We start from the raw sequence: 15,456 nt of genomic DNA, 5'->3' as shown, positions 1-15,456 counted from the left end.
TTTAAACGCCAAATATAAGAATTGTAGAGGGAATTTATTGTGATATAAGTCCTTAATTGTCTGTTTTCTTGTTTAAATAATTATAAAAAGAAACACCCAAAACAAAAAAAGCTCATTGGAATCCGACCAATAATAGTCAAACTTCAATGAACTTAAATATATATATTTTAAATATTTATGGAGAACTATTCATAGCGGTTTAAAAAAACCAACTTGCCACAAAGATAGCTGTTATAACACAAATTAAATCAACCCATAACATTATAGGCAAGGCATAACGAGTGTTTTTTATATTTACGGATCCAAAGTAAACCGCAATTACATAGAAAGTACTTTCAGCACTACATTGAAAAATACTACTCAATCTTCCTGTTAAAGAATCAGCTCCAAAAGTATTCATAGAGTCAATCAAAAATCCACGTGATCCAGCAGAACTAAACGGCCTAAGCAAAGCAACTGGCAAAGCATCCGTAATTTGTTTACTAACACCCATATTAGAGAAGATAAAAGCAATCCAGTTGCTAATTATTTCAAATAAACCACTGTTTCTAAATAAAGAAATGGCTACTAACATTCCTAAAACATAAGGAAAAATAACCACTCCTGTTTTAACACCATTATTAGCTCCAACAACAAAAGAATCAAAAACAGTAGTGTTTGCATCAGCGAATTTCTTCTCTTTAATAAATGAAAAGATCAAAGTGAAAACAATTATTCCCACTAATATCAAACTTGAAAGATTAGCTGTAAAATAATTTTTTTCTATTAAATCCAAATGGTTTATATACATCAACAAACCAATTATAGCAGCTATTAAAGAAAACAAGGCTACCACTAAGGAAGCGCTCTTGAAATTGATTTTTTGTTTGACACCTACAATAAGAAAAGCGGCAATAGTACCAATGAACGAAGTTATAATACAAGGCAACATCACATCGGCTGGATTGCTGGCATTGGCAGCAGCACGATAACCAATAATAGAAGTGGCAATCAATGTTAGTCCAGAAGCATGGAGACACATAAACATAATTTGTGCATCACTGGCTTTGTCTTTTTCGGGGTTGAGTTCCTGTAAACTTTCCATTGCTTTTAGTCCAAATGGCGTAGCTGCTGAATCAAGACCCAAGAAATTAGCGGCGAAATTTAGAGTCATATAAGATATTGACGGATGATTTTTAGGTATACTAGGAAAGACTTTCACAAATACGGGACTCAGAACCACAGCTAATTTACCCGAAGCCCCAGAAATAATCAACAACTCCATCAATCCGCAGAAAAAGGCTAAATAAGCAATAAGCGGAATTATTAAATCGAGTAAGGTGTTTTTACAAGTGGGTAATAAACCGTCTGATTTTTGAACACCACTATAGATTTTTACTGTCTTGGCAGAATAAACATAAGTTGTATCAGGGTTTGTTGTGATATTGTTAATCACCATCGTTTTATTAGGAGCGCTAGCGATGCTGTCTTTTATAAAAGCAGGCAATTGGTCTACGTATTTTTCGGATATTAAAATAGGATCGTCTTTCTTACCGTTTAAAACAAAATCAATAGTGTAACTGTTTCCGGTAAACAAACTCGCTACAATAAAAACAATTGACGAAATAAAGATCACCAACCAAAATCTACTCAATACCATATCTTATAATTTTTGTAAATGTAATAAATCAATAACAATTGCAAGAAACAATTACAATGTCAATAAATACTTCTTTAAACGTGAAAAATCTCTTCCTCTATCAATAAATCTTCTCTTCTTAATCGAAGGAAAATCTGGGCAACGGCGATAGTGTCTTTTTCACAATAGGTTACAATCCTATCAATGTCTTTGTCAACATAAAATACGTGGCCTACTTGACTTCCGTCAATATCTCCTTTTGGAGAAGGGATTCCAAGCACTTTACACATCAACTTTAAGGACGTATAATGTTTATAATCGCCAAATTTCCAAAGTTCTAAAGTATCCAAATGCGGAATTTCCCAAGGTTTTTTACCAAAAAGATTCAGTTTATTAGGAATGGCTATTTGGTTGATGATCATTCGGCGCGCGATAAAAGGAATGTCAAATTCCTTTGCGTTATGTCCACATAATACATGTTGCGGTTGATTGAAATGATTGTTTAGCAGATTATTGAAATCGTGTAGTATTTTCTTTTCTTCACCAAAAAAGGAAGTCACCCTGAAATTACGAATATCACTTTTGGTTACAAAATAACCAACTGAAATACAAACGATTTTCCCGAACTCGGCCCAAATACCTGCTCGATCGTAAAAATCTTCTGGAGTGAATTCGTCTTTGCGTTGGTACTGGGTTTTGTGTTCCCAAAGGTCTTTCATCTCTGAATCCAAAGCATTAAAATCTTCCTCTTCCGGAACAGTTTCTATGTCAAGAAATAAGATGTTGTCTAAGCGGATTTTTTCTATCATAAAAATATTTTTAAAATAAACTTTGTTGGTTTGTAGGGTTTTCGTGTTCCAACAACCATTTTTTACGCCATAAACCACCTGCATAACCCGTAAGTGAACCGTCAGAACCGATGACTCTGTGGCAGGGAACCACTATCCACAACGGGTTTTTCCCGTTGGCGGAAGCTACAGCACGAATGGCTTTAACATCTCCCAAAATCTTGGACTGCTCAAGATAGGTTCTCGTTTTCCCATAAGGGATATCTAATAATGCATTCCACACTTTTTGCTGAAATTCAGTTCCTTTAGGATTAAGTTTGAAACTGAAATCATTTCGTTTTTTGTCGAAATAATCGTTTAATTGAGAAACTGCCTCTTGAAGCACTACTGGAATAGTCACAGATATTTCACCATCATCAGAAACGGAAATTACTGAAATTCCGTCTTCGTCTCCAATAATTGTAGCTGTACCCAAAGGTGTTTTTATGTATGCTGTTTCCATTAAATAAAAATAGAAAAAATAAAACACAATGGCGCAAAAAGAGGTTGATGACTGAAATAAAATAATTCAGAAGTTCTTTTACATAAAAAAACCATTCGGATGAACGAATGGTTTTTGTTTTTAGCCCCGATAAAAGCGGCATCCTTTATGTTTTTTCTTTAAAAATATAAAGATATAGCGGATAGCGGGAATTGCTTCTTAAAAAAGCAATCTACTATTTATTTTAAATGGCTATAAAAATAAGCTTCAATAGCTTTTAATTCCTCTTCAGACATCGCTTTTGTAATGGCAAAATTAGCTTTCATCACTTCAAATTGAGTTGGATCTACGATGGCATCGCTTTCCCCTCTAAGAAAACTGACCATGTTCTGATTTTTATCCTTGTATATTTTAGCGATTTCTTGAACACTGGGACCAATGGATTTAGTGTCAATTTTATGACAGCTAAAACAATTCCCTTTACCGTTAAATAATGATTCTCCCATTTTTTCTGGAGTAGCTGCTTTCATCCCTTCAGAAGATGCGGATTCTACAGTAGAAGTTTCTTCTTGTTTACCAAATGACTCTTCTTCTTTATTTTTACAAGCAAAAACTAAAAGAGCTACAAATCCAATTATAAGTGTTTTTTTCATAATTTATCATTTATATCTCAAAGTTAATTATTTTGTAACACCCTGTGGATCTTAACCCTAATTTAAAATCTATCTATTTAATATTGCTGCAGCTTCTTTAGCAAAGTAGGTCGAAATAATACTCGCTCCGGCTCTTTTAATGCAATACAACTGCTCAATCATAATTTTATCGTGGTCTAACCAGCCTCTTTCGGCAGCGGCTTTGACCATAGCATACTCCCCAGAAACCTGAAAAACAGCTACTGGAACGTGAACGGCATTTTTTACTTCACGCACTATATCTAAGTAAGCCATTCCTGGCTTTACCATAACGATATCAGCACCTTCTTCCACGTCTAGCAAAGCCTCACGAATTCCTTCGATGCGATTTGCATAATCCATTTGGTATGTTTTTTTGTCTTTGGGAACATTTGAAGAATTCACGGGTGCAGAATCCAAAGCATCACGGAAAGGTCCGTAAAAAGCCGAGGCGTATTTAGCACTGTAACTCATAATCCCCACGTTATGGTGACCGTTTTGTTCTAATGCTTTACGAATGGCTAAAACGCGTCCGTCCATCATATCGCTTGGCGCTACAAAGTCGGCACCAGCTTCAGCATGGCTTAAACTCATTCGCGTTAAAGCATCAACTGTTGCGTCATTGATTACTTGTCCGTTTTCTATGATTCCGTCGTGTCCGTAGATCGAATAAGGATCTAAAGCCACGTCTGGCATTACTATCATTTCCGGAACTGCATCTTTTATGGCGCGGATGGTTTGTTGCATCAATCCGTTTTTGTTCCAAGCTTCATTCCCGGCGTTATCCTTAAGACTCTCGCTTACTTTGACATATATATTAACAGCCTTGATTCCTAAATCCCAAGCTTCCTTTACTTCTTTTATTGTATTATCCAATGAATGACGGTAAATTCCTGGCATAGATGGAATGGCGATTTTCACATCTTTCCCTTCGGCTACAAACATAGGTAGCATAAAGTCATTGGGACTTAAACTAGTCTCACGAACTAAAGAACGAATAGACTCATTAGTTCTTAAACGGCGATTTCTTTGTAATGGAAACATATATATTTTTTGTTAATTAACTTAAAAAACGTCTTCTACAGACTCAAATACTTTTTCAACAGACTTCACAGTCTTAAAACGATATCCTATAAACAGTTCGAAATGAGCTTTAGAGTTTATCAATTCGGCTGTTCTTTGATTATTATATTCATAGTCTCTGTAATTGAATTTCACCCCTGAAAATAAATTTTTATTGTTGTACCCTAAAGATATGTTGAAATCGAAATTAAAATTAAAATTTGTCGATTTAATCTCAAAATCAGCTTCTTTTTCTTTATCGTTAAAAAAACTTTTTGAAGCATTATATCCAATTCCAGGATGCCACCCTACAGTTGCATACCACTTTTTTCCAAGTACAAAATTATACATATAACCCAGTTGCAATAAACTATCAAAAGAATGAATTTGTAACAGATTTTTTTTGCCCGTATTATATTCGCTAGTAATTAAATTATTAAAATAATAACTTAAAGAAGGAATCAAACTTCCCGCACTTACTAATTGTCTTTCGGTCATATTCTCGAAAGCTCTATATGAAAAATTATTATTTAGAATATAGAAAGTTCGCCCACCAATTGTATTTATCTGTAAATCCGGATAAATATCCACAGAGGACGGTTTAAGTGGATTTGCTAGATAAAACCCTTTTGTTTTTTTAAAATCTATTTCTTGTCTTAGCCTGTCTGAATAAAAAAATTTAAAACTTAAATCAAGTGTTTTTGTTTTCCCTTTATCAGAATCACGATTGTTTCCCGGCAAAAAACTTGGGGATGTTGACAGAAACACACCCAAAAATTTATAATCGAATGACAGTCTCAATTTCAAACGTTGATTTGGAATAAAACTGCTTTGACTATTCTCAGTACTATTTAGATTTGCCACATAAAAATTATCTATATCACTGTTTAAATCTACTTTAAAAATCATCTTATTAAAGTAGTTTGCCCGATATAAAGGGTTGTATTTATGGCGCTCAGCATGTAATAATTCACCTTCTTGAGCTGAAAGCAAATTACAAAATAGTAAGACAATAAAAACAACCTTTAACTTCATCACAATTTATTGTGTTCGAAATACTTATTCCAAACTAATCCAATCGACTGGGTTTTCTAAAACCTGAACTAATTTCTCCTCTTCACTTCCTGCTTCAGGATGATGATCATAAACCCATTGTACATTAGGCGGCAAACTCATCAAGATACTTTCGATTCTTCCGTTAGTTTTTAGTCCAAAAAGAGTTCCTTTATCGTGAACCAAATTAAACTCCACATAACGACCACGGCGAATTTCCTGCCAAGTTCTTTGTTCAGCAGAACACGACAATGTTTTTCTTTTTTCGACAATGGGAACATACGCTTCCAGGAAACTATTTCCCACTTCAGACACAAAATTGAACCAGTCCTGCATTGACATCGTTTCTGTTTCTTTGCAATAGTCAAAGAACAATCCGCCTATTCCTCTGGCTTCATTTCGATGTGCATTCCAAAAATAAGCATCGCATTGTTTTTTATATTTTGGGTAAAACTCGGGATTGTGTTTGTCACAAGCCGTTTTACAGGTTTGGTGAAAATGAATCGCATCTTCTTCAAACAAATAATAAGGTGTTAAATCCTGTCCTCCGCCAAACCACTGTTGGATTACATTTCCTTTATCATCGTACATTTCGAAATACCTCCAATTAGCATGTACTGTGGGAACCATTGGGTTTTTTGGATGCAAAACCAAACTTAGTCCGCACGCAAAAAAGTCTGCTTCGCCTACATTGAACAGCTTTTGCATGCTGTCCGGTAATTTACCATGAACAGCAGAAATATTCACGCCGCCTTTTTCAAAAACGGCACCATTTTCTATAACGCGGGTTCTTCCTCCTCCACCTTCAGGACGTTCCCAAATATCCTCACGGAATTTGGCTTGACCGTCCACCGCTTCTAGTCCTGCGACTATGGTGTCTTGAAGGTTTTGTATGTATTTAAAGAATTGTTCTTTCATTGTGATTTTTGATATCCTGCAAGGTTAAACACCTTACAGGAATACTCGTTGTAATTATTGCTTATACTCTTTCACAGCATCAATAAATGCTTTCGCGTGATCAACAGGAATATTTGGTAATATACCATGACCTAAATTCACGATGTATTTGTCTTTCCCGAATTCGTCGATCATTTCGTGTACCATTTTTTTGATAACAGGAATTGGAGACAATAATCTTGATGGATCAAAATTTCCTTGTAATGTGATATTTCCTCCTGAAAGATATCTAGCGTTTCTTGGTGAACAAGTCCAGTCAACTCCTAATGCAGAAGCTCTACTTTTTCCCATTTCGCCTAGAGCGAACCAGCATCCTTTTCCGAAAACAATTACCGGAGCATCATCGGCCAATGCCTCAACAATCTGGTTGATGTATTTCCAAGAGAATTCTTGATAATCAACTGGTGATAACATTCCTCCCCAAGAGTCAAAAATTTGAACGGCATTTACTCCCGCTTTTACTTTTTCTTTTAGGTATAAAATAGTGGTATCGGTAATTTTTTGCAATAAAACGTGTGCTGCTTCAGGATATTGGAAACAAAATCCTTTTGCTTTATCAAAGCTTTTAGAACCTTGCCCTTCTACTGCATAACACATAATTGTCCAAGGAGAACCTGCGAAACCTATTAACGGCACCTCATCATTCAACATTTCCTTCGTCAATTTGATAGCATCAAAAACGTAACCAAGCGTTTCGTGAACATCAGGAACAATTACTTTTTCCACATCCTGAATCGTACGAATAGGATTTGGCAAAAACGGACCAAAATTTTCTTTCATCAACACTTCAATTCCCATTGCTTGTGGAATCACCAAAATATCCGAAAACAAAATAGCTGCATCTGGAGCAATTCTACGAATGGGTTGTACGGTGATTTCAGCAGCTAATTCTGGAGTTTGACAACGGGTGAAAAAATCATATTTATCACGCAATGCGATAAATTCCGGTAAATATCTACCTGCTTGACGCATCATCCAAACTGGTGGGCGTTCAACTGTTTCTCCTTTTAATGCTTTTAAAAATAAGTCGTTCTTTATCATATACTTTAATTTTAGCTGAATGCTAGATACTTTCTGTTTTATAATATTCAATAACTTCCTCAATCACCTCTTCAATTGTAGGTGTTTCGGCAATTACAATGTTTTTAATTTTATTTGTTTCTAATGTTTTTGCCGTAGTATTGCCTACGCAAAAACAAATTTCGTTCTTGATTTTGTTGTTTGTCAAATAACTTTCAACGGCAGATGGGCTGAAAAACATAATTCCATCAAATTTCTCTTTATCCGATATTTTGAAAGGCGCTAACTTGGTTTGATAAACTTCTATTTCATTAAATGTTATTCCTCCTCTTTTTAACGCTTTCGGCAACGTTTCCTTGCGCAAATTCCCGCTTAAAAAAGTATAACTTTCCTTGTTATAAATTAAAGTAATAATTTCAGCCAGTTCAGATGCATAATCCATATAAACATCCACTTGAAAACCATTCAATTCAAGTAATTCTTTGGTTTTAATTCCAACACAAAAAACACTTTTAGTTTTAAGAACTTCCCAATCGTTTTGTTCCATTAAACTTAAAACAGCATTTTGACTACTAAAAATCAAATTAGTGTTGATTTTATTCAATTCGAAAATGTTGTTTTTTATTTCGATGAAATCTTGTTCTAAAACATCTAAATTAGCCTCAAGAAATGCTTGCCTTTGTTCAGTTGACAATGTTTTGGTTGATAAAATGCTTATTTGGCTCATTATTTCTTCAAATTATTTTTAATTTCCGTCATCAATTTTGTTCCTCCATTATTTAAAATTTCCTGTGCTGAATAGAAACCTAATTTTTTCCATTCTTCGATAGGAACAATTTTATCGATTTCAATTTTTTCTTTTCCGTCTAATGAGAATAAAGCACCTTGAAAATGGATAGTGTCCTCTTCTTCATTATATTTTGCCAAAGCACCAATAGGAGCCGTACAACCACCTTCTAATGTTTTCAAAAACTGACGTTCAATATAAGTGGCTATCTCAGTTTCTATATCATTTAAATGCGATAAGGCATCCAAAGTAAAATTGTCATTTCCCATAGCTACAACTAACATTGCGCCTTGTGCAGGAGCTGGAATCATCCAGTCCAAAGCAATTTGGTTTTCGGATTTAAGATTTATTCTTTCCAGTCCGGCTGCTGCAAACACAGCGCCATTCCAGTCATTGTCTGCTAATTTTCGCATACGCAAATTAACATTCCCTCTTAAATCAACTACTTTATGATTTGGGTATCTATTTAACCATTGAGCTTGGCGTCGTAAACTTCCGGTAGCAATAGTTCCATTCGATTCCAAAAAATCTAAATTTTCTTTATAGGCCAACACATCAACTGTATTTGCTCTTTCTAAAACTGCGGCTTGGACAATCCCTATAGGCAAAGCCGTAGGAACATCTTTCATAGAATGCACTGCGATATCCACCTGACCGGTGATCATGGCAACATCGAGCGTTTTAGTGAAAATTCCGGTGATTCCAAGTTCGTAAAGAGGTTTATCAAGGATGATATCTCCCGTAGATTTTACGGCAACAATTTCGGTTTTATATCCTAAATCATTCAGTTTTTTTTCTACTGTATGAGCTTGCCAAAGCGCGAGTTCGCTATCGCGAGTTCCTATTCGTATTGTTTTTTCTGCCATTTTTGTTTTTACAAATGATAAATAATCATTTGATTTTTTATTAAACCATTAAGAAGTTAAGGAGCATTAAGTTCCTTTTCAATAACTATCCAATCTTGAAAAATATTCATTCACAAGGGGTTTTAATGATTTTGTTATATTCATTGTATTAAAATTAATTAGCAACCCTTGAGGTTTTTCAAGTAACTTCATATAAGTCAATAATTGAGCTTCATGAATTGGTAACACATTTTCTATCGCTTTTAATTCCACAACTATACAATCGTTTACTAAAAGATCTATCCTTAAATTTGATTCTAATTCGAGACCATCGTAATCAATCTTAACAATCAATTGCTGTTTTACTTCATAACCATTTTTTTCTAACTCAAATTTCAAACATTGTTCATAAACGCTTTCTAAAAGTCCAGGCCCTAGATTTTTGTGTACTTTAATGGCAAAACCTGTTATTTCGTAAGACAGTTGTGTAACTTGCTTCTGCGTCATAAATTTGAATTTTAAGATAGTTAAAACACTAAATGTATCTTAATTTCTTAATGTTATCAATTTTTATTTTGCTAAAACACCTATTTTAAAAACTTTTTCAATCCACTCGATGCTTTCATCCACCATAGTGTCATCATCTTTTAAGTGGTTAGCAAAGTGTGTGGTTATTTTTTGAATGATTCTTGCGCTTATAATTTCAGCTTGTTCTTCATTGAAGCCAACGATTTTTCTGCTTTGGAAATCCAATTCAGAATTTTTAATGGCATTCAGTTTTTCTTTAAGCGCATTGATTGTTGGAGCAAATTTTCTTCCTTTGGTCCAAATATTAAATTCTTCTTTTATTTCTTCGATAATTGCCTCGGCTGCAGGAATATGATTTTTTCTGTTCTCTAAGGTTTCATCTGTCATTTGAGACAAATGATCCATATGGATTAAAGTAACTCCTTCTAAATCGGCCACATTTTCATGTACGTTTTTAGGAATCGATAAATCTAAAATCAACAATGGCTTTTTTAAATTCAGTATGGCTTTGTCAACCGTAGGGTTTTGAGCTCCCGTTGCAACAACCACCACATCTGCTTTTTGAAGTTCCAGATGCAATTCAGAATAATCTTTTACTATTAAATTTAGTTTTCCAGCTAATCTTTCGGCCTTGTCCTTCGTTCTGTTAATTAAGGTAATATGCTCGTTTTTGGTGTGTTTTACCAAGTTTTCACAGGTGTTTCTCCCTATTTTACCGGTACCAAACAACAAGATGTTTTTATTACCGATGTTTTCAACGTTTTTAATGATGTACTGAACAGAGGCAAAAGAGACTGAAGTAGCCCCTGAACTTATTTCGGTATCTGTTTTGATTTTTTTGCTGGCCTGAATAACCGCATTTACTAAACGTTCCATGAAATTATTAGCTAATCCCATTGCTTTAGATTGGATAAAGCTGCTTTTTATTTGAGAAATGATTTCAAAATCTCCTAAAATCTGACTGTCTAAACCTGTTCCTACACGAAACATATGGCTTATCGCTTCTTGATTTTTATATACAAAACCTACTTTTTGAAACTCTTCAACAGTACCGTTACTATTTTCACAAATCAATTTTATCAATTGAAAAGGGTGCTCAGCAAATCCGTAAATTTCTGTACGATTACAAGTAGAACTTACGATTAGGCTTTCTATTCCTTCGCTTTTTGCCTGCTCAAGTAAACGTATTATTGCTGATGCATCAAGACTAAATTTCCCTCTCATATCGGCGTCTGCTTTTTTATAGCTTAATCCAACAGAGTAAAAATAATGATGCTTAGATAGGTTATTATTTTCCATATTACTACTTTCTAAAAAGTGAAACAAAATTATCACTATACTATTTATAAAAGTAACGCTAGAAGTTCTTTTTGTATCGCTACATGTATTTTTGTTCCTAAACAGCTATTTTTATCTAAAAAACACTATTTTTGCTCTATTATCAGGGTGTTTGAGCTGGTTTGTTTAGAGTGACTCTAAATAATAAATACTGATAATTGTCATATTTTTAATTTAAAAATGTCGCTATGGGTTCTCAAGAAATTATAAAAATTGAAGATGATTTTACATTAATACGTTTTCTAAATGACGGCACTGAGGTATTTCATGCACAGCGTGAAGTAAGCAGCGGACTGATTCAGTTTCACTTTGGACTGAAAGGAAGTGCTAAATTTATTTTCAATCAAGGGAATTACGCATTGGAACTTAAAGAGGAGAAATCCTTGCTACTGTACAATCCCCAGAAGGAATTGCCTTTAAATTTAGAGTTGGCTCCTAATTCATGGGTGATATCGGTAATCATTTCCATCAAAAAATTCCACGCCTTATTTTCAACAGAAGCGGATTACATCACTTTTTTAAGCGGGGAAAACAAAGACAAGAAATATTACAATGAAGGAAATGTGAGTCCGTCAATGGCGATTGTATTAAGTCAGTTGTTTCATTACAGTTTACATCCTTCCATTAAAAACTTGTATTATAAAGGAAAAGGGTACGAATTATTAAGTTTGTATTTTAATAGGACAGAAGATCCCAATGCAGAACAATGTCCGTTTCTAACTGACGAAGACAATGTGCTAAAAATAAGAAAGGCAAAGGAAATCATCATTGCCAATATGGTCGAGCCACCAGGACTACAGGAACTCGCAGATCAGGTAGGATTGAATCTAAAGAAACTAAAGATGGGTTTCAAGCAAATATACGGCGACACGGTTTACGGCTTTCTGTTTGACTACAAAATGGATTTTGCCCGAAAACTATTAGACAGCGGTTCCTATAACGTAAATGAAGTAGGACTGAAAATAGGTTACAGCACAGGAAGTCATTTCATAGCTGCTTTCAAAAAGAAATTTGCAACCACGCCCAAAAAATATTTGATGTCAATCAATCCTACAACATAATCAAGATTGATTTTCTATATTACAATCAATAAAAAATAGTTAATCCAAATTTATAAAAAAGTAAGTTTAGTTACTTTTACGAAACAAAAACATATAAAATGAAAGGTGTATTATTAGTAAATCTAGGTTCCCCGGAAAGTCCAACAGCTAAAGATGTAAAGCCCTATTTAGATGAATTTTTAATGGATAAATACGTAATTGACGTTCCCTTTCTATTAAGAGCATTACTTGTAAGAGGAATTATCCTTAGAAAAAGACCTGCAAAATCAGCCGAAGCTTATGCAAAAATATGGTGGGAAGAAGGATCTCCTTTAGTGGTTTTATCCAGAAGAATGTTTGATAAAGTTATACCTCAGGTAAAAGTGCCAATGGCTTTATCAATGCGATACGGAAATCCTAATATCCATTCTGGGTTAAAAGAATTAGCTGATAAGGGAGTAACTGAAGTATTGCTTTTTCCATTGTATCCTCATCACGCGATGTCATCGACTGTTACGGTTTTAGAAAAAGCAGAAGAAATTAGAAAAGAATATTTTCCTAATATGAAATTCTCTTCCGTTCCTGCATTCTACAACAAACCTGATTATATAAAAAACCTATCTGATTCCATTAAAAATCATCTAGAAAACATTGAATACGATCACTTATTGTTCTCCTATCACGGCTTGCCGGAACGTCACATTCGCAAGACCGACATTACAAAATCACATTGTAAAATTGACGGATCGTGTTGCAACACTCCTTCGCCAGCGCATGAATTTTGTTACCGTCACCAGTGTTATGAAACTACAAGATTAGTAATTAAAGAACTTGGTATTCCAGAAGGAAAATACAGTCAAACTTTTCAATCGCGTTTAGCGGGTGACAAATGGCTTGAACCTTACACGGATGTGGAAGTGAATAAAATGCCTGAAAAGGGAATCAAGAAATTAGCTGTTGTAACCCCTGCTTTTGTCGCTGATTGTTTAGAAACATTAGAAGAAATAGCTATGGAAGCAAATCACGAATTTAAAGCGCATGGAGGTGAAGAATTCACGGCGGTACCTTGTTTAAACGACAGCGATGATTGGTGTAAAACGGTAAGTAACTGGATTAATGAATGGGCTTCCGCCAAATAATAAATAGTGATGGAATATTATAATTACTTAAAATCCCTGCACCTTATTTTTGTAATTACCTGGTTTGCCGGTTTGTTTTATATCGTACGCTTGTTTGTTTACCAAATTGAAGCTGCAGACAAACCTTCACCTGAAAAAGAAATATTACAAAAACAATACAAAATAATGACCTATCGCTTGTGGTATATCATCACTTGGCCTTCAGCGGTATTGGCAAGTATATTTGCTTTTTGGATGTTGTTTTTCACTGATGCTGGAGCAATATGGCTACAAATGCCCTGGATGCACGTAAAACTTGGATTTGTATTCTTGTTGTACTTATACCATGGAAAATGCCAGCAGATATTCACGCAATTACAAAATGACGAAGTAAAACACACAACTACTTTTATGCGATTGTGGAATGAAGGCGCAACAATAATTCTTTTTGCAGTAGTATTTTTAGTAATTTTAAAAAATGCCGTGAACTGGATTTACGGAGTTGTCGGGATATTTTTATTTTCGATAACTATAATGTTAGGGTTTAAATTTTACAAACGAATTCGTGAGAAAAATAGTGATCAGTAAGCAGAACTTTAGTAATCAGTAGAAATACTGAATATTGAAAATTTAAATACTGAACACTAAGAAATCTGAATACTGAACACTATGTTAAAAGGCTTCAAAATATCTATGCTTTCGCTGCGAATTCGAATATTCCTTTCGATGATCGTACTTATTGTGGTAGCATCTGTTTTGCTGGCCACCATATCGATTATTCAATTTAAAAACGAAGCCAAAGAATACCATCAGGAACGACTGGAACGCAAGGAAAACGCGATAAAAGAACATATTAATTATGTGCTTTCAACAACAACGTACCCGTTAACCACTGAGAATTTAGACCTTATTTTCAAGGATAAAATTCATGAACTGGCGCATATTCACAACATAGAGATAAATATTTATGGTCTGGATGGCCAACTTTTAAAATCCTCCAAAGAATCTTTCTCTGTTGACAAAGAAGCGCCTCCTATTCCAAAATACATTTTAAAACTCGTGCGTTCTTCAATAGAAAAACGATATGTTGATATTAAAACCATAGATGGAACGAAGAAAAGATCTTCTTTTAGCCAGATAAAAGATGATAAATTCAAGCCTTTGGGTGTTTTAAACCTGCCTTATCTGGAAGACGAAAGTTTTTATCAAAATGAGCTAAACAATTTCCTTATTCGATTAGGACAAGTGTATTCTTTTATGCTGATTGTCGCTTTTGCACTGGCCTATTTTCTTTCTTCCTATATAACAAAATCACTAAAAACGATTTCCGACAGGCTGAACGAAACAAGTTTGAATCAAAAGAACAAGAAAATTGTTTTGGAAGCCAGCAGTAAAGAAATTAATCTGTTGATTACCGCTTATAATCGAATGGTTGATGAACTAGAAATAAGCGCCGTAAAACTAGCCCAGAGTGAACGAGAAGAAGCTTGGCGCGAAATGGCCAAACAAGTGGCACACGAAATCAAAAACCCGCTTACTCCAATGCGTTTGACGGTACAGAGTTTCGAAAGAAAATTCAACCCGAATGATCCAGAAATAATGCGAAAAATGAAGGATTACTCAGAAACATTAATACAGCAAATTGACACAATGAATGCAGTTGCTTCTGCTTTTTCGAATTTTGCTTCCATGCCGGCCCAACAAAACGAAACACTGAATGTGGTAGATGTCGTTGAACTGGCATTAGACATTTTTAATGACGAACTTATCATTTTTAAAAGTGAATCACCAGAGATTATTTCGAAAATAGACCGTACCCAACTTATTCGTATCATTACAAATTTGGTCAAAAACGCTATTCAATCTATTCCCGAGGAACAGGAAAATAAGGTAATCTTTGTGACTGTAAACAAAGAGTCAAACAATGTATTGATTACTGTGGAAGACAACGGAATAGGAATAAACCCTCAGGATATAAGCCGAATATTCGAACCTAAATTTACCACCAAAAGCAGTGGAATGGGCTTAGGTCTAGGTATTATTAAAAATATTATTGAAAATTACAAAGGAACAATTACCTTTGATACTGAACTTGGAAAAGGAACTCGTTTTACGGTTAGCCTTCCAATAACTAACTCTTAAATCATTAT

The 15,456-nt window shown here is 34.5% G+C and carries 16 protein-coding genes; 4 read left to right on the top strand and 12 right to left on the bottom strand.

All coding sequences use genetic code 11. The features are described 5' to 3' along the window. Window positions 1-199: 199 nt before the first annotated feature. The 12 genes from FLAK523_RS04240 to hemA form a co-directional block, all read right to left on the bottom strand. Entirely contained in the window at window positions 200-1,639 is a 1,440-nt protein-coding gene (locus tag FLAK523_RS04240; RefSeq protein ID WP_248906856.1) for a nucleoside recognition domain-containing protein, read from the bottom strand. A gap of 74 nt (window positions 1,640-1,713) precedes the next feature. Then, entirely contained in the window at window positions 1,714-2,427 is a 714-nt protein-coding gene (locus FLAK523_RS04235; protein ID WP_248906854.1) for a 3'-5' exonuclease, read from the bottom strand. A 10-nt stretch (window positions 2,428-2,437) separates the two neighbouring features. Continuing rightward, on the bottom strand, window positions 2,438-2,908 hold the full coding sequence (locus FLAK523_RS04230; protein WP_248906852.1) for a methylated-DNA--[protein]-cysteine S-methyltransferase: 471 nt from the start codon (window positions 2,906-2,908) through the stop codon (window positions 2,438-2,440). A 218-nt stretch (window positions 2,909-3,126) separates the two neighbouring features. After that, window positions 3,127-3,540, bottom strand: a complete 414-nt coding sequence (locus FLAK523_RS04225; protein ID WP_248906850.1) for a c-type cytochrome — start codon at window positions 3,538-3,540, stop codon at window positions 3,127-3,129. Between the two features lie 69 nt (window positions 3,541-3,609). Then, window positions 3,610-4,602 (bottom strand): porphobilinogen synthase, encoded by a 993-nt coding sequence (gene hemB / locus FLAK523_RS04220; RefSeq protein WP_248906848.1) that lies wholly within the window; start codon window positions 4,600-4,602, stop codon window positions 3,610-3,612. Between the two features lie 21 nt (window positions 4,603-4,623). Then, complete coding sequence (locus FLAK523_RS04215; protein ID WP_248906846.1) at window positions 4,624-5,529, bottom strand: DUF4421 family protein; 906 nt, start codon at window positions 5,527-5,529, stop codon at window positions 4,624-4,626. Between the two features lie 150 nt (window positions 5,530-5,679). Beyond that, the gene (gene hemF / locus FLAK523_RS04210) at window positions 5,680-6,591 is read right to left on the bottom strand and encodes an oxygen-dependent coproporphyrinogen oxidase (protein WP_248906844.1); all 912 of its coding nucleotides are present in this window, start codon (window positions 6,589-6,591) and stop codon (window positions 5,680-5,682) included. A 54-nt stretch (window positions 6,592-6,645) separates the two neighbouring features. Further along, on the bottom strand, window positions 6,646-7,671 hold the full coding sequence (gene hemE, locus FLAK523_RS04205; protein WP_248906842.1) for a uroporphyrinogen decarboxylase: 1,026 nt from the start codon (window positions 7,669-7,671) through the stop codon (window positions 6,646-6,648). A gap of 22 nt (window positions 7,672-7,693) precedes the next feature. Continuing rightward, window positions 7,694-8,377 carry a uroporphyrinogen-III synthase gene (locus FLAK523_RS04200; RefSeq protein WP_248906840.1) on the bottom strand — a complete coding sequence of 228 codons (684 nt, stop codon included), beginning with the start codon at window positions 8,375-8,377 and terminating at the stop codon, window positions 7,694-7,696. After that, entirely contained in the window at window positions 8,377-9,303 is a 927-nt protein-coding gene (gene hemC, locus FLAK523_RS04195) for a hydroxymethylbilane synthase (protein ID WP_248906838.1), read from the bottom strand. The genes FLAK523_RS04200 and hemC overlap by 1 nt, the downstream gene beginning before the upstream one ends. A gap of 78 nt (window positions 9,304-9,381) precedes the next feature. After that, window positions 9,382-9,789, bottom strand: coding sequence for a GxxExxY protein (locus FLAK523_RS04190; protein ID WP_248906836.1), 408 nt, complete (start codon window positions 9,787-9,789; stop codon window positions 9,382-9,384). Between the two features lie 63 nt (window positions 9,790-9,852). Continuing rightward, a complete protein-coding gene (gene hemA, locus FLAK523_RS04185; RefSeq protein ID WP_248906834.1) occupies window positions 9,853-11,109 on the bottom strand; it encodes a glutamyl-tRNA reductase in 1,257 nt (418 codons plus the stop codon). 227 nt (window positions 11,110-11,336) lie between these two features. Here hemA and FLAK523_RS04180 point away from each other — a divergent pair, with 227 nt between their 5' ends. The 4 genes from FLAK523_RS04180 to FLAK523_RS04165 all read left to right on the top strand — a co-directional run bounded on the left by FLAK523_RS04180 (window position 11,337) and on the right by FLAK523_RS04165 (window position 15,448). After that, window positions 11,337-12,209: an AraC family transcriptional regulator gene (locus FLAK523_RS04180; RefSeq protein ID WP_248906832.1), complete on the top strand. Its 873-nt coding sequence runs from the start codon at window positions 11,337-11,339 to the stop codon at window positions 12,207-12,209. 98 nt (window positions 12,210-12,307) lie between these two features. Further along, a complete protein-coding gene (hemH, locus tag FLAK523_RS04175) occupies window positions 12,308-13,327 on the top strand; it encodes a ferrochelatase (RefSeq protein ID WP_248906830.1) in 1,020 nt (339 codons plus the stop codon). A gap of 9 nt (window positions 13,328-13,336) precedes the next feature. Beyond that, on the top strand, window positions 13,337-13,894 hold the full coding sequence (locus FLAK523_RS04170; RefSeq protein WP_248906828.1) for a CopD family protein: 558 nt from the start codon (window positions 13,337-13,339) through the stop codon (window positions 13,892-13,894). A gap of 138 nt (window positions 13,895-14,032) precedes the next feature. Further along, window positions 14,033-15,448 carry an ATP-binding protein gene (locus FLAK523_RS04165; protein WP_248906826.1) on the top strand — a complete coding sequence of 472 codons (1,416 nt, stop codon included), beginning with the start codon at window positions 14,033-14,035 and terminating at the stop codon, window positions 15,446-15,448. The last annotated feature ends 8 nt before the right edge of the window (window positions 15,449-15,456 follow it).

It is taken from the genome of Flavobacterium sp. K5-23 (assembly GCF_023278045.1).
Taxonomy (GTDB): domain Bacteria; phylum Bacteroidota; class Bacteroidia; order Flavobacteriales; family Flavobacteriaceae; genus Flavobacterium.
This window is presented reverse-complemented; position numbering and strand designations above follow the sequence as displayed.